We start from the raw sequence: 21462 nt of genomic DNA on the forward strand, positions 1-21462 counted from the left end.
TTCGCATGTTTTCGCTCTCCTTTAACTGTTTACGAATGATTATTGCTATCATTTATTATACATATTATTTTTAAATAATCAATATCAAATTATAATTATTTTAAATAAAAGAGATGCGATTCATATTAATTGGATGGAAACAATGAACATGTTATAATAAATGTTGGAATATTCTAACGAAAAGGGGATGAACCGATGTACGATATCGCCATTATCGGAGCTGGTCCCGCGGGGGCAAGCGCTGCCATTTTTACCGCAAAAGCAGGAAAGAAAACAGTATTAATTGACAATGACAAAAGCATCACCAAACGCGCTTGGATCGAGAACCATTATGGCGTTGTGGAAACTACAGGGCCGGATTTAGTCGAAACCGGGAAAAAACAAGCAGCAAAATTCGGAGCAGAACTTGTCGTTGGCCAAGCCACCAACATCGAAAAAACAGAAAACGGCTTCCGCATTCAAACAGACAACGGTACGTTTGAGGCAAAACACGTTATTTTGGCAACAGGAATAGCAGTCGATCTTGCCGAAAAAATCGGCGTGAAAACAAGGCAAGGAACAGAGCCGCGCATAAAAACGGTCATCGATGCAGATGCAGACGGACGCACCAATATCGAAGGAATTTGGGCGGCCGGAACAGTAGCCGGCGTCAGCGTACATACCATTATTACCGCTGGCGACGGAGCGAAAGTGGCCATTAACGTCATTAGCGAACTTAACGGAGAACGCTACGTCGACCACGACGTTTTGCAATCAAAATAATAAGAAGCGGATACAAAAGGGGATTCGGGCACAAACGGAATACTATACTCTTATTGTCCGGTGCGTATAAAGGGTGTCCCAACACGGTTGAGACACCCTTTTTTCATTCTATTCTTTTTAGCGATGTTTTGTGTTTTCCAATGTTTTTCTTTGAATCCCTAAGTAAGCATTTTTTACCCGTTCATCGCGCAGTAGCTCATCCGCTTTGCCTTGAATAACAATTTCGCCGCGATCAAGCACACAAGCATAGTCGGCAATTTGCAATGCTGCCCGTACGTTTTGTTCTATTAATAAAATAGTCATGCCAAACTGATCTCGCAGTTGTTCGAGCAGTTTCATAATCTCTTTCACAATCAAGGGAGCAAGACCTAAAGAAGGTTCATCCAACATCATTAACGCCGGTTTTGCCATCAGCCCCCGCCCGATTGCCAACATCTGCTGTTCTCCTCCACTCAACAATCCCCCGGGTCTATCTAGCATCGTTTTCAATTTTGGAAAAACATCCAACACATTTTCATAATCCCTCATCACTTGCCGAAAATCATGCCGGTATCGATGATACGCCCCTAGCAGCAAGTTATCTTTTACAGACAAATCATCAAAAATTTGCCGACGCTCCGGAACAAGGCAAATCCCCTTTTTAACAATCTGTTCTACTTTACCATAAGGAAGTACCTCGTTTTCAAAAATCATTTCTCCCTCTTTCGGTAAATATATGCCAGCAATAGTGCCCAGCAGCGTGCTCTTTCCTGCACCGTTTGCCCCCACAATCGCCATAATTTCCCCTTTACCGATTTGCAAATGAATGCCTTTTAGCACATGCAAATGCCCATGATAAACATGAAGATGATTTAACGTCAGCATCTATATCACCTCCTCTTCCCCTAAATATGCTTTAATAACATCCGGATGCTGGGCAATTTCTTCAGGGCTTCCCTCTGCAATTTTCTTTCCATAATCTAAAACAATGATCCGGTCCGCAATGGACATTACCGTTTCCATATCATGCTCGACAAATAAAAATGTCATGCCATTGCTTCTCATCTCCAATAAAACTTCCACTAACTTGTTTGATTCTTGCGGATTTAACCCCGCCATCGGCTCATCTAATAAAATAAGGGAAGGATTGGAAGCAGCGGCTCGTGCCAGCTCCACTAACCGCTGCATTCCGTACGGTAATATGTCGGCTTTTTCAAAAGCAAGATGTTCAATCCCGACTTGTCGCAAACATGCAAACGCTTGTTCCAACGCTTGTTTCTCCTCTTTTGACACCCGCGGCAAACGAAACCCGGCGCTGAATATCCCAGTTTTTAACCGCGTGTGCAGACCAACCATCACATTCTCAATGACAGTCATATTTCCAAACACTTGAAGATTTTGAAACGTTCTCGTCATGCCTAGCTGTGCAAGCTGAAAAGGCTTTTTGCCAACGACGGAAACCCCTTTGAAAACAATCGAGCCGCTCGTCGGCCGGAGAATACCTGTAATGACGTTAAACAACGTCGTCTTACCTGCCCCGTTTGGTCCAATGACCGCAACTATTTCTCGAGCATGAACGTGAAACGAAACTCCCTGTATGGCATGGACGCCTCCAAACGATTTTGATAATTGATGGACTTGTAAAAGCACATTTTCCTTCATAGACGTTCTCCCCCTACAGAGCCGGCATTCTCATTTTCCGAAACAAGCATTGACTCGTTCTTTCGTCGCCAGTCAGGTAACAACCGTTTCACTATTTTCGATATGGAATGAGACAATCCGTTTGGCATGTAAATAAGCATCATAACAAGCAAAATTCCGAAAAATACAATCTCAAATTCCCCACTGGCATTCGGAATAAATAACGGGACGATCTCTTTTAACAGTTCTCCTAAACATACATATACTGTCGCGCCAATCAAACCACCCCATATACTTCCATTTCCACCGATTACAACCATAATTAAAAAATAAATAGATGTTATCATTTCAAATAATTGCGGGTTAATAAATGTAACGTAATGCGCATATAAACTGCCCGCAATGGCCGCATAAACGGCGCTGATCATAAACATTTGCAGCTTGTATTTTGTTATGTTCACTCCTAACGAATTAGCTGCAACTTCGCTTCCATGGATTGATAACAGCGCTCTGCCTACTCTTGATCGAACAATATTACGTGCAAAAAGAATGCCGGCCAATGCGAAAACCCATACAAGATAATAAAACTGAAAATCCGTTTGAATGGTAATTCCAAACAGGCGGATAGGGGGAATTCCAAAAAATCCGTTTAATCCGCCAGTAATTTCTTTCCATTCCTTAAAAAAAGTGAATACAATAACGCCAAAACCTAAAGTAGCCAATGCTAAGTAATGTTCCCTTAACCGGAATGCAGGGATGCCGATGACAAACGCCACCATTGCTGCGAGGACCGCGCCGGCAATCATGGCAAGCCACGGAGAAAGCCCAAAGTGAGTAGTGAAATAAGCAGACGTATAAGATCCGATTCCATAAAATGCTGCTTGCCCCAGCGATATTTGCCCTGCGTATCCCATCAGCAATGTCAATCCTGTGCTCACAATTGTATAAAATCCAATCATAATCATTGTGCTTAACAAATAGTTATTCGTTGAAAAAACAAGTGGCAGGACAAGCAAAACGACAGCAACCAGAAGTGATCCTTTTGTGCTTCCATTATATATTTTCTTTACATCCAACCCCATGCTGTTCCCCCCTTATACTCGTTTTCCAGACGCCTTCGCAAAAATCCCATTTGGCATGAAAAACAAAACAAGCAAAAGTAATCCGAAACTAATCGCATCTTTATATCCGGAAGAAAAATACCCTTCCGTAAACGCTTCTAAAATCCCTATTATAAACGCTCCGGCAATGGCAGCGGGCGCATTTGTCAGCCCTCCAATTACTGCAGCGATAAACGCTTTAAGGCCTATCATCACTCCCATGTCATACGAAGCACCGGAAATAGGGGCAATAATGATTCCTGCTAATGCCCCGAGCCCTGCGCTAATGACAATGGCCCCAAATGACATTTTTCGCGGTTGGATTCCCATTAGACGGGCAGCAAAAGGATTCACAACGCAAGCTGTCACCGCTTTTCCCATGTAGGTTTTATTAAAGAAGAAATATAAAACTGCTAAACTTACTAAAGAAATTCCTATCGCCCATATATTCTGAGTTTGAATGACGGCCCCAAAAATCTGTAAAGAATCATTGCCAGTAAACGGCCGCAACGCATAAGGCTGCGTTCCCCAAACAAAAATTGCAATTCCGCGAAAAACAAATGCCGCCCCAATCGTAATAATAATTAATGTAGCTGTTGATGAATACCGCGCCGGATGGATAGCAGATCTTTCAAATAATCCACCGATGATCATCACTAAAACAATGCTAAGCAATATGGCGATAATAAAAGGAAAACCACTGTTTACAAAGGAAATACAAATAAGCGCCCCCAGCATCGCAAAATCACCTTGAGACAAATTTAAAATGCCAGTAATGCTATAGGTAATCACAAATCCAAGCGCGACTAATGCGTAAATGCTGCCAACCGTCAACCCTGAAAAAAGCAGTTGCACAAACTGGTTCCATATGTCCATCTTCCGTGCACTTCCTTTCAATTAATTTTTTATTGTAAAAGAAAGGGAATTAGTTATCTAATTCCCTTTTACGCGGTTTTACTCCGCAAGCACAAATTTGCCATCTTTGATTTTCACCATTACTAAGCTATCTGCTGTTAATCCGGTATGGTCGTTTTTATCCATATTAAAAATCCCTGAAATTCCAACGAAGTTTTTTGTGTTTTCCAATTTTTCTTTTATTTTTTCTTTATCTGTTCCTGCTTCTTTGATCGCATTTATTAATAAATGGAACGCATCCCACGCATGCCCGCCAAATGTAGTCGGTTCATAGTTATATGCTTTTTCAAAATCCTTCTTATATTTCAGCAATGTTTCTTTTTGCGGGTCACTATCCGGCAGTTGTTCTGCTACTAAAATACGCCCAACTGGAAAAATGACTCCTTCCGCCGCTTCGCCTGCTAAATCAATAAAGCTCTTTGTACCGATTCCATGACTTTCAATAACTGGTACATTAATACCTAACTGATGAATGTTTTTTGTAATCACCGCTGATTCTTGAGCAGTCCCCCACACGATAATTGCTTGCGGATTTGCTTTTTTCACCCTCGTCAGCATCGCTTTTGCATCGTCAACAGTTGCTTCAAATTCTTCCTCAATAACTGCCTTTATCCCATAATCAGGAGCAAAACGCTTAAATTCTTCATGTCCGCTTGTTCCGTAAGCGTTCGCAACATTGAGCCATGCCACTTTTTGCAGACCATTTTCTTTTAAATAGCCTAACAATTTAGAAATCACAATATCGTCGCCTTGTGCCGTTTTAAATGTCCAATTTCTTGGAGAATGATCATCAGGTTGAACGATTTGTTTACTAGCTGCTAAGGAAATGTATGGAATGCCTGCTTTTTCGATTTGCGGAATCATGGCGAGTGAATTGCCGCTAATCGTGCCGCCAATAATCGCTGTGACTTTTTCTTGCTCAATAAGTTTTTTCGTTGATAATACGGCTTCATTTTGATCTGACTTATCATCATAGGCAATTAATTCTATTTTTTTGCCATTCACCCCGCCGTTTTCGTTCAGCTCCTTAACGAGCATTTTCACTGTTCCCATTTCCGGTTTTCCTAATGGCGCAGCTCCCCCAGAAGCAGAAAAGATTCCGCCAATTTTAATAACTTCAGATTTAGAAGCGTTCGAAGGCTCCTTGCCACACGAAGCAAGAATAAATACGCAGAAAATAGATATCATCGCGGATAAAAAACGTCTCATCCCTTATCCACTCCCCCCTTGAACATTCTCGTTTTGTTAATGGCACCGCTTTCATTTTTGTAGTCTACGCATAACTGCGCGACAGACATTTATACCAAAATAGTAAAATAACAAGCGACATTTACATATAATATATGAAATAATATATGGTAGAATGTAAAACAATCACTTATCTGCCCCATTCAACTAAAGCAGTACTGCTTTAGTTGAATGGAGAAATAATATTAGCGATTTTTGAACGCTTCCGCCGTATTTAATTTGTGCTGACGGACAAAGTCCTCAATTTCGTTTCGCGGCGCTTGTTCTTTTAACAGACGGATAATTTCTTCATGTTCTTTAATGGATTCCCTGGCCCGCTGCGGCACAAATGTAAACCCATACGCGCGGATTCGCTTCATCCGCTGCCAAATTTGCTTAATTTGCTCTTCTAAATATGCATTGCCACAATGTTTGTAAATAAGCGCATGAAATTCATAATTGAGTTCGCTAAATTGCTCAAAGTCAAATTCGTGCAGCGCCTGCTCCATCTTTTTATTTAATTCTGCTAATTGTTGAATCATCCCCTCCTTCATATTGCTGGAGCTAAGCGCTGTCGCGTATCCTTCAAGCACTGCCAAGACAGACAACGTTTCTAAATATTCTTTCTCGTTAATGTTGCTGACGATCGCACCAGTATAAGGCTTATATTGAATCCACCCTTCCGCTTCCAATTGACGGATTGCCTCTCTGACTGGAATGCTGCTCAAACTCAGCTCCCGGGCAATTTGATCGATGATGATCCGATATCCCGGGCCATACACGCCGCTTTCGATACGAGAAAGAATATATTCATAGGCAATTTGTGTTTTGTTTTTTGTTTTTGGTTCCATATCATCATCATATACTATATGCTATATGCTCACAAGCACATATCTTTCTATCTTTATCCGCGCTGGGCAGAGGCAGCAGAATGCTGCTTTATTTTCCCGAATTTTGGTATAGAGTGATCTCCGATAGAAACATGAATCACTTGCACTTCCGTATAAAAATCGAAGCTGTAATGCCCGCCTTCTCGGCCGATGCCACTGTATTTCGTGCCTCCAAATGGAATGCGCAAATCCCTGACATTTTGCGAGTTGACCCACGCCATTCCGCTTTCGATCGATTGGGCGACACGGTGGCCCCGTTTTATATCATTCGTCCATACATATGCTGCTAATCCGTATTTAACGTCATTAGCCATCCGGATCACTTCTTCTTCTGTTTCAAACGGCATAACCGCCATAACTGGGCCAAAGATTTCTTCCTGCGCTACTTTCATGCTGTTATGACAATTCAATAACAGCGTAGGCGGCACAAAGTTTCCTTTTTTCAGTTCCTCTGGAACGTCTGCCGAATAGACTTCTGCTCCTTCTTGTTTCGCGATTTCAATATAGTTCATTACCGTTTCCCAATGTTTTCGGTGAATAAGCGGCCCTACTTCCGTCGCCGGGTCCATTGGATCTCCGATGGAAATGTTGTTCACTCGTTCCTTTAGCTTTTCGACAAACGAATCGTAAATCGATTTTTCTAAAAACAAACGGGAATTAGCGGTACATCTTTCGCCATTGAAGGAGAAAATGCCCCATACTACCGCATCAAGCGCTTTTTCTACGTCCGCGTCCGCAAAGACGATAACCGGAGATTTTCCGCCTAATTCCATCGACGTCTTTTTTAACGTATCAGCACTGTTTTTGATAATTTCCGATCCTGTTGTTGTTTCACCAGTAAAGGAAATGAGGCGTACATTCGGATGGGCGACAAGGGAAGCTCCCGCGGTTTCTCCAAAGCCGTGCACAACGTTAAATACCCCTTGGGGCAGCCCCGCTTCATGGATAATTTCTGCCAGTTTATTTGCCGTCAGCGGCGACCATTCCGCTGGCTTCAACACGACAGTATTGCCAGTAGCCAGCGCCGGTGCAACTTTCCATGTTTCTAGCATAAAAGGCGCATTCCACGGCGTAATCAATCCTGCCACACCGACTGGTTTATAAATGGTGTAATTGAGAAATTGCCCGTCTACGTGATACGCTTCCCCAACCATGCGGCTTTTTACCATTTCTGCATAAAACCGGAAATTTTCAGCAGCGCGGGCCGCCTGCTTTTTCGTTTGGCTGATTGGAAGCCCTGTATCAAGCGATTCCAAATACGAAATTTCCTCCGCATATTTCTCAATTAAATCGGCAATCCGCAAAATATACGTCATTCGTTCCTGGACAGACATCGTCCGCCACGGGCCATTGTCAAATGCTTCTTTCGCCGCACGGACAGCGGCGTCAATATCCTCTTTCCATCCTTCGGCCACTTCATTAATGATTTCGTTCGTAAACGGGTTTACATTTTCAAAATAGTTGCCTGAAGCGCCTTCAACAAATTCTCCATTGATATAGTGAAGCACATTGCCAATTTTGCCTGCCATGCTTTTCCCTCCCAGTAAGTGATTACTCTTGGTAACGGCGGTGAATATTATTATGTTTATATGTCCCTGATTCACTAAACTCATATAATTCTAGAGAAAGCGCCAAGTACCGTTTTTCGTAAAGCGCGGAAAAATGATCTTTCATGACGTTGAAAATTTCCTTACAAACTGCTTGTTTATCCGCTTCCGAACGTCCCGCGCCGATTTTTAATGTGCCATGCACAAACGCATCGTCCTCTGTGCCGTCGGCAACGTAATATTCTTTCAATTCAATCGCTCTTGAACGAATGCCGCCGATCGGAAACAAATCGCTTCGCGAGATAAGCACTTGATGAACTTTGCGCAATAGTTCATGAATATTTGCTTCTTTTGCAATATTATCGGTGTATTCCAAAATAAAGTGAGGCATAAAAACGTCCCCTTTGTCATACGATTTTGTTCATTAATCGGCCGATTGGTTCGATTTCGGTGACCACCTCATCGCCCACATTGACATTGACTGCCCCTTTTGGCGTTCCGGTGAGTATCATATCGCCGGCATTCAATGTCATAAAGCTGCTTAAATACTCGATTAGGGCTGGAATATTAAAAATCATATCTTTTGTATTTCCTTCTTGTACTAGCTTCCCATTCACATACGTCCGCAGCGTGAGGTTCATCGGGTCATCAATATCTTCCTTATCGACCAGCCATGGGCCAATCGGCGTACAGCCATCGCGATTCTTCACGCGGAAATTCGGGCGATAGTAATTCTCCAAATAATCGCGGATCGCGTAATCGTTTGCAATCGTATAGCCTTGAACATATTCATACGCTTCTTCCGCTTTGACTTTCCGCGCCATTTTTCCGATAACGACAACAAGTTCACATTCATAATGCATAAACGCCGCATCGGAAGGCCTTGGCGTTTCGCCGCGATGTCCAATTAACGTATTTCTTCCTTTGAAAAAGATAAGCGGCTCTTTCGGAGCTGAAAACGATAATTCTTGCGCATGTTCAGCATAATTAAGCCCTAACGCGAAAATTGTCCGCGGCTCAACAGGAGGAAGCCATGTCACTTCCTCTTCTTTCACAGCGCGTCCATTACTCAATTTCAAGAGCCCGCTTTCCTCTACTACCGCCTCATAAACAGCACCGTTAAACGCTATGCGCGCGCGTTTCATGAGATCCAGTCTCCTTTATCCAATCCCTTTCATGGACAACCGTATTTTCTAAACGCCCGATTTTTTCAATTTCAATGCGCACATAATCCCCTGCTTTCACAAGCGGTGCGCGTTCAGGAACACCAACAAGCAGGACATCCCCCGGATATAATGTCATAAACTCTGTAATATCTGCCAATAACGACGCTACAGAACGCATTAAATGTTTCGTGTTATTATGCTGGACTAAGCGGTCATTGACAAACACCCGTATATCGAGCAAATCTGGGTCATCCACATCCTTTTTTTCGACCACCCATGGCCCCACCGGAGTAAAACCGTCCCTTGCCCGCTCTTTGACAGCAGGACGATAAATCGTTTCATGTGGAATGGTGACATCATTTACGATCGTATATCCGCTGATATAATCGAATGCCCGTTCTTTGGCAACCTTTGTCGCAGTTTGCCCAATGACCACGCCAAGCGCCGCCCCAACTTGCAGCTCAGACACGTCATCTGGCAGCGGAATACATCCTCCGTGCACATTTACCGTATTGCTTGGTTTCATATATAAAATGGGGGCATTAGGAGGGTGATGGTACGGCGGCTTCGTCATTTGCTCCCGAAACTGCTCCCATTCCCCTTTGTAGTTTAAAAGTACGCCATAAATGGCACCCGACACCGGTGCTTCCCACTGCAGTTGATTGGCGCTGTATTCCTTTCCATCAATAATCACTGTATTTCTCTCTGGATCTACTTCCGATTCCATCATATAGGAAATTCCCGCAATTTTAAAAACGGCTTTAGCCACCCGTTTCCACCACGCTTCCGACATTCATGATGTGACTTCCGTTAATAAATTATATTTCACGAGCGTTTGCCGGATTTTTTCCTGAACCTCTTCGCTTGGCAAATCAAGCGGCAGCCGCAACTTCGGCGTAATTTTCCCCATCATTCCTAACGCTGCCTTTACTGGCCCTGGATTTGTTTCGATGAATAAAATATCGTTTAACTCCATCAGTTCAAAATGAAGATTTTGCGCCCGTTCCACGTCTCCTTCAAACCACGCATTGTGCATTTCCGCTACTTTTGCTGGCGTCACGTTCGCTGTCGCGCTGATTGACCCAGCGCCTCCAATCGCCAGCATTGGATAGCATAGCAGCTCAATGCCGGAGAATAAGAGAAAATCTCTGCCGCAATAAAGAAGAACGCGATTGACGTGTTCAAAATCTTTATTGGATTCTTTCGCTCCGATAATATTCGGGCAATCTTCCACTAGCCGCGCCATTGTCCGCACTTCTAAATTCACTGCCGTTCTTCCTGGAATGTTATAAATAATAATCGGAATATCCACCGAATCAGCGACAGCTTTGAAATGCTTATAAAGCGCCTGCTGGGACGGCTTATTATAGTAAGGTACAATCACCATAGCGGCGTCCGCGCCAATTTCTTGGGCAAACTTTGTCAATTCAAGCGTTTCCGCATGATTCGTAGAACCAGTCGCCGGAATAAATGGAACTCTTCCATTTACTGCTTTTTTTGCCGTTTCCATTACTTTCTTGCGTTCTTCTATCGTTAAGGAGCTAGGTTCTCCCGATGTTCCTGTGACGGAAATTCCATGGCTTCCGTTTTCAATTTGCCAGTCAATTAATTTTTTCATCGTTTCAAAATCGATGTTTCCTTCGCTGTCAAACGGTGTAATGACAGGGGCAATGGAGCCCTTTAATCTCTGCTTCATTTCCTCGTAAGCCATAAAATAATACCCCCCAAAAAAATTCGCGTTCACTTCTTAATTTTCTGAATTTTAATTATATTATATATAAAATCATATATATTTTCAACGAGTAAATCATATATGAAATTTCCTGAACTAAATTTTTATATAACTGATTTTAACAGTATTAACAGATGTTTCTTCATCAGATGACATTTCATAAAAGCAAGCTTCAAGATTGTTGATCGTTTAATTACTCCATCCAACATATTCAGGTTGACAAGCAGACAAGTCTGTATTTTGATCTTTACCAATAAACTTTCATTAACTCATCCCCCATTTGCTAGGCCAGCGACAGTGCAGTATTTCCCTGCAAAAAATAACAGCGGATCTCCTTCTTTCATGTAAATGTCCGTTACTTTGCCAACATATAACGTATGGTCTCCTGCAATATATGAGATATCAACATCACACAAAATATTGGCCAAGGAATCTGGTAAGATCGGATGACCATCCATCCAAGCAAATTCCACATTCCGCTCTTCTTTTAATTGTCCAGCAAATAACATAGAGAGTGCTTGTTGTTGATCAGATAAAATATTGACAGCAAATTTTCCGGTTTGTTGGATGACTGAATTCATTTTAGCTTTTTCGCCAACAGAAATAAGAACCAACTTCGGATTTAATGACACTGACATGAATGCATTTGCTGTCATCCCGCGCACTTGGCCGTTTAAAGAGGATGTAATGACAGTAACACCAGTTGCAAATTTCCCCATCGCATTTCTAAATGTACGATCGTCCACGTTCTTCACTCCTTGTTTTATCATGATCACTGCCAATTTCCATTCCGCCATTTCTTCGTGGCATATTTAACTCTTCCTATATATGGTTTATACTTCTTCCATGCTGTGCGAACAGGTTTGGCAGACTCTTGCACAATGATATGTGCAGCCTCCTCTTTTCGTTGTTCTAAACAAGGAGGCCACATTTTTAAGATATTTGCCGTTCATGTTTCGGCATTTCCGTCATGTTTTCACAGGCATGGTAAGCAGCCGCTATGCTTGAAGCAGTGACAGAAATGATTTTTATCATATGGAAAGAGAAATGAAATGTATCCCCCTAACCCATTTTCTACCAAATATATTTTAAATAATGAATGTAGGTTTCATTTTTGTCAAAGTTGGTTCTGTTGCTTCTACTACTTGATCGTTGTGAATATTCAACACGGTGGATGCCTCTTCAAACCAGCTGTCTGGAGCTTGATGCCCCCAGAACGTTTGGCGGCGCGGATCGTTAATATCCCAGCGGATTGGTTGAAAATCAGGGTCACTTGTTAAATAGTCTCCTGTATATAATTCAATTCGATGACCATCCGGATCTCTTAAATAAAGAAAAAAAGCATTGGACAACCCATGGCGGCCCGGCCCCCGTTCGATGCTTGAAGCATATCCCAGCGAAGCAAGCACATCGCAGGCATGAATGAGGCTGATCTGGTCAGAAAGCCAAAAGCCAATATGGTGAAGGCGCGGCCCTCTTCCATTCATAAATGCGACATCATGAACGTTCGGTTTCCGGTGCAGCCAAGCTGCCCACAACTGTCTGTCTTCTGTTTCTGTATATTCTGAACAAGCAAACCCTAATTCTTTTACATAAAAATCATATGCTTTTTGCACATCTGTCACCATGCAGTTAAAATGATCAATCCGTTGCACTCTTGCGCCACGATACAAATCATACCGCTGCAACAGCCGTTCAACCGTATCCATTTCCACAAAAAATTCCAAAGGAAGACCCGATATATCCTGAACACGGAAAGATCGTCCAATTGCATGTTGTTGCCCTGTTTCTATCCATTTCGGATTCAGCTGTTTTTGTTGGAAAAAGTGATACAAAGCCTCTAAATCTTCTTCGGAATACACTTTATAGCTAATGGCTTCAACACTAGGTTGTTCTGCTTTTTTCAACAATAAACTATGATGATGGTACTCCTCTAACCCCCTTAAATATAGATGGTTGCTGTCTGCTTCAGTCACAATAAAGCCAAGAGCACGTTCATAAAAATCACGAGAAGCGTTCAAATCGGTTACTCTTAATACTGCTCTCGCGCAACGGACAATATTAAACCTCATCCAATTCAGCCCCCTAATTTTTTATTTAATGAGTATTGACAGAAACATGAGCAAGTTTCGGTGTTCCTAAAAACTCGTAAATCAAATTTTTATAGTAATCTTTTTCATAGTTATCAAAATAAGTCATTCCCATACGGATTGGATCACCAAAAAAGTAGTATTCATAATGCGTTTGTCGGCTTCCAAAGGCGCTCATTGTCATATCCCATGCCAACCGGAATAGTTGCACACGTTCATATCCGTCGATATTCGCACCTTGCATCGCTCTTCGCACAATCGCTCCGATTTCCTCATTGTTAAAGTCAGCTTCTGCCGGAATCGCCATCAATCCTGAGGCGCCAAGAATGCGCACAATTTCCGCTAGACGCGGATAAATTCTCGGATACCAGTTTCTCGCTGCGTCAAGTGCCGCAAAATCTGGAGTCATTGTTCCCCATTTGTCTAATTTGGCATTATGTTCCGCCCGATATAAATGGCTGCGCATTGTCTCGAGCACTAACATAATTTCTGTTCCTTTGTCTTTGACATGTTGGAATTGCTCAATACCAATTGCATCCATAATACAAAGAACAACACCAAGAATAAACTCTGTTTTCACAATATTTTTGGCAACCACTTGATGAGACATATGAACAACCGCATTCGTTTCACGGAACGTCCGATTGCAAATGGAAGAATTCCCGCAAATAAACACGCGTTCCCACGGAACAAAAACGTTTTCAAATGAAACGATGGCATCCCCTTCTTCAAAACGCGAACCTAACGGATGATCCCAATGACTTTTGCCGTAGTCAAACGCTTCACGGCAAATAAATTTTACACCTGGAGTATTATTGGGAATGGCAAACGCTAGCGAGTATGGGTCTTCACCCGATCCCGATTTTTTGACAGTGGACGGGAATACTAAAATTTCGTCAGTAATTCCACCTTGCGTCGCCAATAGACGAATACCCTCAACAATAATGCCGTCTTTCCTTTTTTCTACTAAATGCAAAGGGACATTCGCATCTTTTTGTTCATGTTGGGCTTTTGAACGGTTCATCTGCGGATGAATGAGCGTATGTGTAAGGCTAATATCGTTTTCACGTGCATATTCATAATAATTTCTCGCATTTTCAGCAAACATCGGGTCATCTTCAGCAAACAAGTCATTGGCTACTCCCATCGCCATCACTTCCGCGTTCAAGTAATCAGGGGAACGCCCCATCATTCCTGCGGAAGTGCGCGCCCATTCTTGCGTTGCTTCCCGTCTGGCGATCAACTCTTCCTTCGTCGTAGGCTGGATATACGTTATACTCACTTTGTTTCCCGTTGTCGGTGATGTATATAACATTTTTTCCTGCTTTTCGTATTGAAGATCATAAAGGCGCGCCATCGATTGGATAACATTTTTAAACGCTGGATGCTCGGTAACATCCTCCACTCTTTCTCCATGAATATAGACATTACTTTTCGCTTTTTTTAAACGTTCGATATATTCTTTACCTGTTTTTGCCGGCATTCGTTATCCCTCCTACATCTTTGTTCGTTTTAATGTATAATTAAGATAGTAAGCGCTTTCTTAAACCCAGGGACTCACCTCCCTTTGTTTCGTTTTTTTATTTTCTGAATTTTTATAATTAATATATAACATATGATTTCATATATGAAAAATATAAAAAATATATACAAGAGGGGGAACAAGCATGATTGATATAAAACAATTAAAATATTTTGCAACAATTGTGGAAGAAGGACAAATTACCAAAGCGGCTAAAAAGCTGCATATGGCACAGCCACCGTTAAGCCAACAGCTAAAACAGCTGGAGGAAACTCTGGGAATTACGTTGTTAGAAAGAAATGGAAGAAAACTGGAATTAACAGCGCCAGGGAAAATTTTATATAAAAAAGCAAAACAGCTGCTTCATCAATTAGAAGACGCTATTTTAGAAGTCCGCGAAATGGAAGACGGAACAAGTGGTGTGCTATCTATCGGTTGTGTTAAATCATGCTTTTATTATTTATCAGAAATCATCCGACCTTTTCACCAATTATTTCCAAATATAAAGTTTCATTTACGTGAAGGAGATAGTTTTTCCATCTGTGAGTTATTGAGGCAGCGGGAAATTGATATTGGAATCGTCCGCCTTCCTATCGATTCGCATCATTACGAAATGATTCATCTGCCTAACGATCCTTATATTGCTGTTTTTCCAAGGCAATGGAACATCTCCAAGCCGTATGTGTATATGAAAGAATTTGCTGATATTCCTCTTCTTCTCCTTCACCGTATTCAAGGAAAGGGACAATACGAACTTGTCATTAATGAATGCCGGCGCCACGGCTTCGAACCAAAAATCATTTGCGAGTGCCCTGATGCAACGATTTTGCTCTCCCTCGTTTCCAAAGGGATCGGAGCCACTATTGTTCCGAAATCGACCGTTTCTTTTTTCTGCCTTCCAGACATTTGTGTACTGGATATTGCTGATTCTTCCATTTACGCAGAAGCAGCAGCAATTATTGAAAAAAATCGTTATATTCCAAAAAGCACTCATCACTTTTTAACAATTCTTAAGGAAAAATTTAGCAATAAAATAAAAAACTAATATTTTATTCTATTTATTTCTTTTTTAATATGTATATTTATTTAAAATAATTATAAAAAAGTATTGACTTTTGATTGATAAATGTTATCATTTATAAGTGAAAGCAAAAATGGAAACGGGGGGAACAAACGATGGCAGATACAAAAAAGCTCACAACTAGCTGGGGAGCACCTGTTGGCGATAACCAAAACTCGATAACGGCCGGCAATCCTGGCCCGACATTAATCCAAGACGTACATCTTATCGAAAAATTAGCACACTTCAATAGAGAACGTGTCCCAGAACGTGTTGTCCATGCGAAAGGCGCTGGTGCGCACGGCTATTTCGAAGTAACAAACGATATGTCGAAATACACAAAAGCGAAAGTGTTTAACGGTGTTGGCAAACGCACGCCTGTATTCGTCCGCTTCTCTACTGTCGCCGGTGAATTGGGATCTGCGGATACAGTCCGCGACCCGCGCGGTTTTGCCGTCAAATTTTATACCGAAGAAGGAAACTATGACATCGTTGGCAACAACACACCGATTTTCTTCATTCGTGATGCGATTAAATTCCCGGATTTTATCCATACACAAAAACGCGACCCGCGCACCCATTTGAAAAATCCGACAGCAATGTGGGATTTCTGGTCTTTATCTCCGGAATCTTTGCACCAAGTCACTTATTTATTCGGGGATCGCGGCATCCCATTGACATACCGCCATATGAACGGATACGGAAGCCATACATTCAAATGGGTGAATGAAAAAGGCGAAGCGGTATGGGTAAAATACCACTTTAAAACAAACCAAGGCGTGAAAAACATGGATCCGGAACTAGCGGTTAAAATCGCCGGAGAAAATCCGGATTACCATACGGAAGATTTATATAACGCCATCGAAAAAGGCGACTATCCATCTTGGACATTATATGTGCAAATTATGCCGTTAGAAGACGCAAAAACATACCGTTTCAATCCATTTGATGTCACAAAAGTTTGGTCACATAAAGATTATCCGTTAATTGAAGTCGGCCGTATGGTATTAAACCGCAATCCAGAAAATTATTTTGCCGAAGTCGAACAAGCGACATTCTCTCCTGGAAACCTTGTTCCTGGCGTTGAACCATCGCCGGATAAAATGTTGCAAGCCCGTTTGTTCGCTTATGCGGATGCGCACCGTTACCGCGTCGGCGTGAACCATAACTTGCTTCCGATCAACCGCCCGCGCGTGGAAGTAAACAATTATCAACGTGACGGCTTCATGCGCTTTGACAATAATGGCGGCGGTTCGGTCAACTACGAACCAAACAGCTTCGGCGGACCGACAGAAGTGCCAGAACATAAAACGACCCCATTCCCGGTATCCGGCGTGGCAGAAAGCGTGCCATATGACGACGATGATCATTATACGCAAGCAGGCGACTTATACCGTCTCATGAGCGAAGAAGAAAAAGCGCGCCTTGTGAAAAACATTGTCGAATCATTGAAACAAGTAACAAAAGAAGAAATTAAACTTCGCCAAATCCGCCACTTCTACAAAGCAGACCCTGACTACGGCCGCCGCGTTGCCGAAGGTCTTGGCTTGCAAATCCCGGATGACGTGACAACAAACGCATAATCATCTCGGAAAAAGGATAGACGTTGCCAGCGTCTATCCTTTTCTTTTTCTTCACAACATGATGTTTATATTAAACATAAAACAGGCCATTTTTGTTCGGCATGCGTATCGCATGCCAATTGGCAAGCCACCGCTTAGCGGACTTGCCAGGACAGCGACGGATCAATCGCTACGAAATAGTGAAATGCTCCCTTACTACATGTTTCTTATAATCCTGCAGATCGTTGCAGGCGTTTGGCAATTTCGAAAAAGTCTTCTGCTGATACTCCTGGAGCAAATGCTTCTGGAATTTCCGCCAACTCTGGAACCGGCCCTCCCTGTGGAATCCCTTCAATCACTTCTAGCGGCTGTCCATCAAGCGGATGTGTTCCTTTCCAAATTTGGGCAATATCCTTATAATATTTGTCACTAAACGTATAAAGCCGGCGATGGACCCCTTGTTCTTCAAACTTCCGCGCGACGTCAAATTTCTTATTATCTAAATTTGGAATCGGAAGCATCTTCGTGACATCGACCCCTGTGGCTACTTCGAGCGCCTTCGCGTAAGCAATGATATGAACACCGCCCCGGACGAGCAAATATCCTACCATTTCGCGCGCCACCGGATGGTCTGTCATTTCATAAACACGCATTTTATTCGCCCGCGCTCCGCACTCAAGGAAAAAGTTATGCAGCAAATCGAGAATCAAATTCCCGCTGCTAAACACATAATCCCCTGTCCACGCTTTTCCCATCGAGTCTCCAGGAAACGCTGTTTGCGCTGTCGCGATAAAATGATACGTATTCCGTTTATCCACCGCGTTTCTCATTGGAGCAATATCGGGATCTCCCGGGTGAGTGGAACCAGTGAGACATAAATTAATAGCTGTCGACACAAGCTCCACATGCCCGAACTCTTCAGCGGTGATGCTGGCAATCAAATCATAAAACGGCTTAAGTTTTTTCTTTTGCCGGAAATTAAACGATTGAAACAAATAATTATTTAATGTTGACATTTCTCCAAAACGCCCGCCGAGCAATTCCTGTACTGCCGCTGCTGCGTTTGCATCAGCGTATTTCGGCTCCGGCAGCTCAATGGCCAGTTTATCAATTCTTGTAAACAAATGATCTCCCTCCATTTCCGTCCAATTAATCTCCAAAATAGTCTGTTGTTTCGCCATTTTATCAATTGGTTAGGCGAATCCAAACAATCTGCTGGATGCGGATGAATAACGTGGTCCGGTTGGAAGACAGGATGATATGGTCCGGTCTTACTTCCCTTAACATCCCTTGCACACTGCCGCGGGCAGTCTCCACGACCACTTCCCTTCCGACGATGGACTGCAACGTCTGGTACACGTACGGATCGACCAATGCCACCAATTGAGGTGACGAAGGATATGAATAATGAGGCTGATTCATTGTCATTTCCTCTCCTTTCCCAGTTGTTATGCTTCGGTAACAATTGTATGAACCTGTTGGGCGGTTGGTTACCTTTAAAATGTGGTTTCCTTTAAGTGTGAAAGTCATTACTGTGTTTGTGCCATATATAAAAAAAGAATCTATGCTCCTTTTTTGGAACATAGATTCGTGATGGTGTTATGTCAAGAAAATGGACACGTTAAACAGAGAGAAATAGCTGAACTTATGCAGCTACTTTTCTCTGATTAGCGTAATAAGCAGCCTCAAATTCACATGGCGATACATATTCAAGAGCGGAATGACTTCTCTTGCGGTTGTAGAAACATTCGATGTACTCAAAAATAGCTTGTTTCGCTTCTTTTCGTGTACGGAATCGATTGGGATAGATGCATTCTTTCTTGATTAAGCCATGAAACGGCTCCATGCAAGCATTGTTATAACAGTTCCCACGTCTCGACATACTGAATTGGAAATGATGCTCTTGTAACAGTTGTTGATAATCATTTGACGCATACTGGCTTCCACGATCCGAGTGATGAGTCACTCTTCCTGTTGGTTTCTCGTTGTTTAATGCTCGCTGTAACGCTTGGATGACTAGCTTTGTTCCATTACTTTCTTTGTATTCTTTGACCCAACGGTGAAGAGTGTTGTATGCCAATCCTAATTCTTTTGCCACTTAGGCGATGGACTTGTCCCCCTCCAAGCATAACTCAATGGCTTGAATCTTGTATTCTTTATCAAATGCTCTCTTTTTCATGATTGGGCAACCTCGAACCGATTGTAATTAAGTTTATTATAATCTCCCTGTTCTCCGTGTCCAATTTTTAGACTAACATCACATCATATTTACCTAATTTGTTTACTTATTCCTTCCCAAAGTGATTTGTCCATTTCCATGTATATTCCAGCTTCTTTGATTTTGCTAAAAATATCTTTATCAATAGTAATATCCTCTTGTTCAATTACACTGCATATGGTTTCTAGAGCTAATCCCCACTCTTCATGTTCTATAAACTCTAATATGTCTTTTTCATCTTTCAATGGAAGATTAGTAATATTTCTTACTATTTCTTTTAAAAGAATATTTAAATTCATAAAATACGCCCTGGTACCGTCAAGAATTTTGTGTAATGTAAGATAGATAGGGTATCTCTGAAATGGATTTGGAATGGATAGGGAACCGGTTTCCTTCACACAAGAGACTGAATATTCAGTCTCTTGTGTGGAAAGGGAAAATCCCCTTATTTTGTTTATTTACAATATTTGGTTAACAATAACGTTCTTCAAACATTCGTTGAAGGGCTTCTTGCGCTTCGGCAAATCCTCGCAACTTTCGCCCTGCCCATTTCTCGTTAAAGTCCTGTATCGTCAAATATACGACTTTTTCAGCGGCTTCTAAACTGCTCAAACTGTTCATCGGTTTTAGGCGTTTCCGAATCTCCTTGATCGTTCGTTCGATGGCATTGGTCGTATAAATCACACTTCGAATACTGCTTGGATAGTCCATAAAGGTGAGAAGGACATCCAACTCATTTGCCCAAGATTGGACTTCCCTTGGGTATTTGTGAGACCATTTGGATTGAAACTGTTGAAACATCTCCAATGCGATTTCTTTATTCGGAGAACGATAAATGAGTTTCAGGTCCTCCGCCATTTCGAATTGATCTTTTTTCCGAACACGGCTGAGGGTGTTGCGGACTTTGTGCACGACACAGCGCTGCACATCGGCTTTCGGATAAACCGCCTTAAAGGCTTCCTCCAGCCCCGGAAGGCCATCGAAGACGCCAAGAAGCACTTCCTTGACGCCTCTTTGGTAGAGCTGTTGGAGAATCTCCTGCCATACATAGGCGCTTTCTTGTCCTCCTACGAAGAAATCAAGAATTTCACGATACCCTTCTTCGTTCACCCCCAATACCACATAAATAACTTCTTTCTCTACCGTATCCCGGCGAAGTTTCACGTACAAGCCGTCCAAATATAAGACCGAATAACGCTGGTGTAGTGGACGAGCGTGCCATTTCTCGATGTCTTCCTTCACGACATCGGTAATCCGGCTGATCGTCGCAGGAGAATAGGTGCTTCCTAGAATTCGTTCGATAAACTTGCCAATTTCCCGTGTACTCATGCCACTTTGATACATCCTAATGATTGCTTCCTCCAGCCAGCCGGTGTGCCGTTGGTAAGGGGCAAACAACTGTGTTTGAAATTCCCCGTTTCGGTCTCTTGGAACCAAAAGACCCTCAATCCGGCCATATTGTGTATCTAGATTTCGCTGATAGTAGCCGTTTCTCATATTCGGCGTTCCAGCCTGTTCGATTTCGAGGAAATTTTTGATTTCTTCCCGCATAATCAGTTCTAATTTTTCTTTTACAAACTGACGAATGGCATTTTCCAGTTGATTTGCCCAGTCGACATTCGGTATACTTCTTTTAGACATAGGTAGGGTACTCCTTTCTCTGGAATGTGTTGTGGTCCAAATCAGAGAATACCCTACCTTTTTTCTTTTGTTCTAGCAAAATGCTTTACACAAAATTTTATACATCATCTACGCCCTCCTAAAATTAGTTATTTAATAGGGAATGCAGTTATTATATCTTTTATCTGTAATTACCTTTATTTTAATTCCATCCCTAATTCCTATAACCTCATATCTTTGGACACTCTTAACAACTCTCCCCCTCTTCCATTTTAGTGTAGAATCAGTAGCTATATCTGATACATTGTGCATTACCCTTTCCGCACTCTAGTTTTTAGGGAATAATGTTTTATTAGGGTTTCCAGTTCCAGGCCATAAATGCCCACCACCTGTTTTATCTCCGTAAAGTATATGCTTTGTTCATTTTTACT

Annotated in this window: 22 protein-coding genes; 3 read left to right on the plus strand and 19 right to left on the minus strand. The window is 42.2% G+C overall.

Features of this window, described 5'->3' with window-relative positions; translation table 11 throughout:
- Window positions 1-195 precede the first annotated feature (195 nt).
- Window positions 196-762, plus strand: a complete 567-nt coding sequence (locus tag AOT13_RS00475; protein ID WP_013400050.1) for an FAD-dependent oxidoreductase — start codon at window positions 196-198, stop codon at window positions 760-762.
- Between the two features lie 117 nt (window positions 763-879).
- Here AOT13_RS00475 and AOT13_RS00480 read toward each other — a convergent pair whose 3' ends face one another.
- The 14 genes from AOT13_RS00480 to hpaB all read right to left on the minus strand — a co-directional run bounded on the left by AOT13_RS00480 (window position 880) and on the right by hpaB (window position 14532).
- Window positions 880-1626, minus strand: a complete 747-nt coding sequence (locus tag AOT13_RS00480) for an ABC transporter ATP-binding protein (protein ID WP_003248205.1) — start codon at window positions 1624-1626, stop codon at window positions 880-882.
- Window positions 1627-2403, minus strand: coding sequence for an ABC transporter ATP-binding protein (locus tag AOT13_RS00485; protein ID WP_013400049.1), 777 nt, complete (start codon window positions 2401-2403; stop codon window positions 1627-1629).
- Window positions 2400-3464 (minus strand): branched-chain amino acid ABC transporter permease, encoded by a 1065-nt coding sequence (locus AOT13_RS00490; RefSeq protein ID WP_013400048.1) that lies wholly within the window; start codon window positions 3462-3464, stop codon window positions 2400-2402. The genes AOT13_RS00485 and AOT13_RS00490 overlap by 4 nt, the downstream gene beginning before the upstream one ends.
- A gap of 12 nt (window positions 3465-3476) precedes the next feature.
- Window positions 3477-4358 carry a branched-chain amino acid ABC transporter permease gene (locus tag AOT13_RS00495; protein WP_013400047.1) on the minus strand — a complete coding sequence of 294 codons (882 nt, stop codon included), beginning with the start codon at window positions 4356-4358 and terminating at the stop codon, window positions 3477-3479.
- A gap of 78 nt (window positions 4359-4436) precedes the next feature.
- Entirely contained in the window at window positions 4437-5606 is a 1170-nt protein-coding gene (locus AOT13_RS00500) for an ABC transporter substrate-binding protein (protein ID WP_003248197.1), read from the minus strand.
- Between the two features lie 224 nt (window positions 5607-5830).
- Window positions 5831-6475 (minus strand): GntR family transcriptional regulator, encoded by a 645-nt coding sequence (locus AOT13_RS00505; protein ID WP_013400045.1) that lies wholly within the window; start codon window positions 6473-6475, stop codon window positions 5831-5833.
- 53 nt (window positions 6476-6528) lie between these two features.
- The gene (gene hpaE / locus AOT13_RS00510) at window positions 6529-8043 is read right to left on the minus strand and encodes a 5-carboxymethyl-2-hydroxymuconate semialdehyde dehydrogenase (RefSeq protein ID WP_003248193.1); all 1515 of its coding nucleotides are present in this window, start codon (window positions 8041-8043) and stop codon (window positions 6529-6531) included.
- A 22-nt stretch (window positions 8044-8065) separates the two neighbouring features.
- Entirely contained in the window at window positions 8066-8452 is a 387-nt protein-coding gene (locus AOT13_RS00515; protein ID WP_013400044.1) for a 5-carboxymethyl-2-hydroxymuconate Delta-isomerase, read from the minus strand.
- Window positions 8453-8468: 16 nt separating this feature from the next.
- Complete coding sequence (locus AOT13_RS00520) at window positions 8469-9206, minus strand: fumarylacetoacetate hydrolase family protein (RefSeq protein ID WP_013400043.1); 738 nt, start codon at window positions 9204-9206, stop codon at window positions 8469-8471.
- Window positions 9181-9996, minus strand: a complete 816-nt coding sequence (locus AOT13_RS00525) for a fumarylacetoacetate hydrolase family protein (protein ID WP_042385211.1) — start codon at window positions 9994-9996, stop codon at window positions 9181-9183. Before AOT13_RS00525 ends, AOT13_RS00520 begins: the two co-directional genes overlap by 26 nt.
- Window positions 9997-10020: 24 nt before the next feature.
- Window positions 10021-10938, minus strand: coding sequence for a 2,4-dihydroxyhept-2-ene-1,7-dioic acid aldolase (gene hpaI, locus AOT13_RS00530; RefSeq protein WP_042385204.1), 918 nt, complete (start codon window positions 10936-10938; stop codon window positions 10021-10023).
- A 290-nt stretch (window positions 10939-11228) separates the two neighbouring features.
- Window positions 11229-11705: a flavin reductase family protein gene (locus tag AOT13_RS00535; protein WP_041269436.1), complete on the minus strand. Its 477-nt coding sequence runs from the start codon at window positions 11703-11705 to the stop codon at window positions 11229-11231.
- Between the two features lie 342 nt (window positions 11706-12047).
- Complete coding sequence (gene hpaD, locus AOT13_RS00540; RefSeq protein ID WP_013400039.1) at window positions 12048-13031, minus strand: 3,4-dihydroxyphenylacetate 2,3-dioxygenase; 984 nt, start codon at window positions 13029-13031, stop codon at window positions 12048-12050.
- A gap of 25 nt (window positions 13032-13056) precedes the next feature.
- Entirely contained in the window at window positions 13057-14532 is a 1476-nt protein-coding gene (gene hpaB, locus AOT13_RS00545) for a 4-hydroxyphenylacetate 3-monooxygenase, oxygenase component (RefSeq protein ID WP_003248180.1), read from the minus strand.
- 184 nt (window positions 14533-14716) lie between these two features.
- On the opposite strand from hpaB, the gene AOT13_RS00550 reads away from it, so the two are divergent.
- Together AOT13_RS00550 and katA are read left to right on the plus strand one after the other, a co-directional pair.
- On the plus strand, window positions 14717-15616 hold the full coding sequence (locus AOT13_RS00550) for a LysR family transcriptional regulator (protein ID WP_042385207.1): 900 nt from the start codon (window positions 14717-14719) through the stop codon (window positions 15614-15616).
- A gap of 131 nt (window positions 15617-15747) precedes the next feature.
- Complete coding sequence (gene katA / locus AOT13_RS00555; protein WP_003248176.1) at window positions 15748-17214, plus strand: catalase KatA; 1467 nt, start codon at window positions 15748-15750, stop codon at window positions 17212-17214.
- 206 nt (window positions 17215-17420) lie between these two features.
- Here katA and AOT13_RS00560 read toward each other — a convergent pair whose 3' ends face one another.
- From AOT13_RS00560 to AOT13_RS00580, 5 genes are all read right to left on the minus strand, one after another.
- Window positions 17421-18317: a manganese catalase family protein gene (locus AOT13_RS00560; RefSeq protein WP_003248174.1), complete on the minus strand. Its 897-nt coding sequence runs from the start codon at window positions 18315-18317 to the stop codon at window positions 17421-17423.
- Window positions 18318-18378: 61 nt separating this feature from the next.
- On the minus strand, window positions 18379-18621 hold the full coding sequence (locus tag AOT13_RS00565; protein ID WP_013400038.1) for a YuzF family protein: 243 nt from the start codon (window positions 18619-18621) through the stop codon (window positions 18379-18381).
- A gap of 217 nt (window positions 18622-18838) precedes the next feature.
- Window positions 18839-19291, minus strand: a complete 453-nt coding sequence (locus tag AOT13_RS00570; RefSeq protein ID WP_080561266.1) for an IS3 family transposase — start codon at window positions 19289-19291, stop codon at window positions 18839-18841.
- A gap of 170 nt (window positions 19292-19461) precedes the next feature.
- Window positions 19462-19710 (minus strand): MafI family immunity protein, encoded by a 249-nt coding sequence (locus tag AOT13_RS00575; RefSeq protein WP_013876281.1) that lies wholly within the window; start codon window positions 19708-19710, stop codon window positions 19462-19464.
- 172 nt (window positions 19711-19882) lie between these two features.
- Complete coding sequence (locus AOT13_RS00580; protein WP_013400797.1) at window positions 19883-21052, minus strand: IS256 family transposase; 1170 nt, start codon at window positions 21050-21052, stop codon at window positions 19883-19885.
- Between the last annotated feature and the right edge of the window lie 410 nt (window positions 21053-21462).

This window comes from Parageobacillus thermoglucosidasius, assembly GCF_001295365.1.
In the GTDB taxonomy this organism is placed as follows: Bacteria; Bacillota; Bacilli; order Bacillales; family Anoxybacillaceae; genus Parageobacillus; species Parageobacillus thermoglucosidasius.

Bases quoted from the DNA above. Each gene is read 5' to 3' on its own strand.
- AOT13_RS00475 (WP_013400050.1), top strand. From the start codon at position 196: ATGTACGATATCGCCATTATCGGAGCTGGTCCCGCGGGGGCAAGCGCT.
- AOT13_RS00500 (WP_003248197.1), bottom strand. From the start codon at position 5,606: ATGAGACGTTTTTTATCCGCGATGATATCTATTTTCTGCGTATTTATT.
- AOT13_RS00565 (WP_013400038.1), bottom strand. From the start codon at position 18,621: ATGACAATGAATCAGCCTCATTATTCATATCCTTCGTCACCTCAATTG.
- AOT13_RS00520 (WP_013400043.1), bottom strand. From the start codon at position 9,206: ATGAAACGCGCGCGCATAGCGTTTAACGGTGCTGTTTATGAGGCGGTA.
- hpaB (WP_003248180.1), bottom strand. From the start codon at position 14,532: ATGCCGGCAAAAACAGGTAAAGAATATATCGAACGTTTAAAAAAAGCG.
- AOT13_RS00550 (WP_042385207.1), top strand. From the start codon at position 14,717: ATGATTGATATAAAACAATTAAAATATTTTGCAACAATTGTGGAAGAA.
- AOT13_RS00580 (WP_013400797.1), bottom strand. From the start codon at position 21,052: ATGTCTAAAAGAAGTATACCGAATGTCGACTGGGCAAATCAACTGGAA.
- AOT13_RS00485 (WP_013400049.1), bottom strand. From the start codon at position 2,403: ATGAAGGAAAATGTGCTTTTACAAGTCCATCAATTATCAAAATCGTTT.
- hpaI (WP_042385204.1), bottom strand. From the start codon at position 10,938: ATGGCTTACGAGGAAATGAAGCAGAGATTAAAGGGCTCCATTGCCCCT.
- AOT13_RS00505 (WP_013400045.1), bottom strand. From the start codon at position 6,475: ATGGAACCAAAAACAAAAAACAAAACACAAATTGCCTATGAATATATT.
- AOT13_RS00480 (WP_003248205.1), bottom strand. From the start codon at position 1,626: ATGCTGACGTTAAATCATCTTCATGTTTATCATGGGCATTTGCATGTG.
- hpaD (WP_013400039.1), bottom strand. From the start codon at position 13,031: ATGAGGTTTAATATTGTCCGTTGCGCGAGAGCAGTATTAAGAGTAACC.
- hpaE (WP_003248193.1), bottom strand. From the start codon at position 8,043: ATGGCAGGCAAAATTGGCAATGTGCTTCACTATATCAATGGAGAATTT.
- katA (WP_003248176.1), top strand. From the start codon at position 15,748: ATGGCAGATACAAAAAAGCTCACAACTAGCTGGGGAGCACCTGTTGGC.
- AOT13_RS00515 (WP_013400044.1), bottom strand. From the start codon at position 8,452: ATGCCTCACTTTATTTTGGAATACACCGATAATATTGCAAAAGAAGCA.
- AOT13_RS00575 (WP_013876281.1), bottom strand. From the start codon at position 19,710: ATGAATTTAAATATTCTTTTAAAAGAAATAGTAAGAAATATTACTAAT.
- AOT13_RS00495 (WP_013400047.1), bottom strand. From the start codon at position 4,358: ATGGACATATGGAACCAGTTTGTGCAACTGCTTTTTTCAGGGTTGACG.
- AOT13_RS00490 (WP_013400048.1), bottom strand. From the start codon at position 3,464: ATGGGGTTGGATGTAAAGAAAATATATAATGGAAGCACAAAAGGATCA.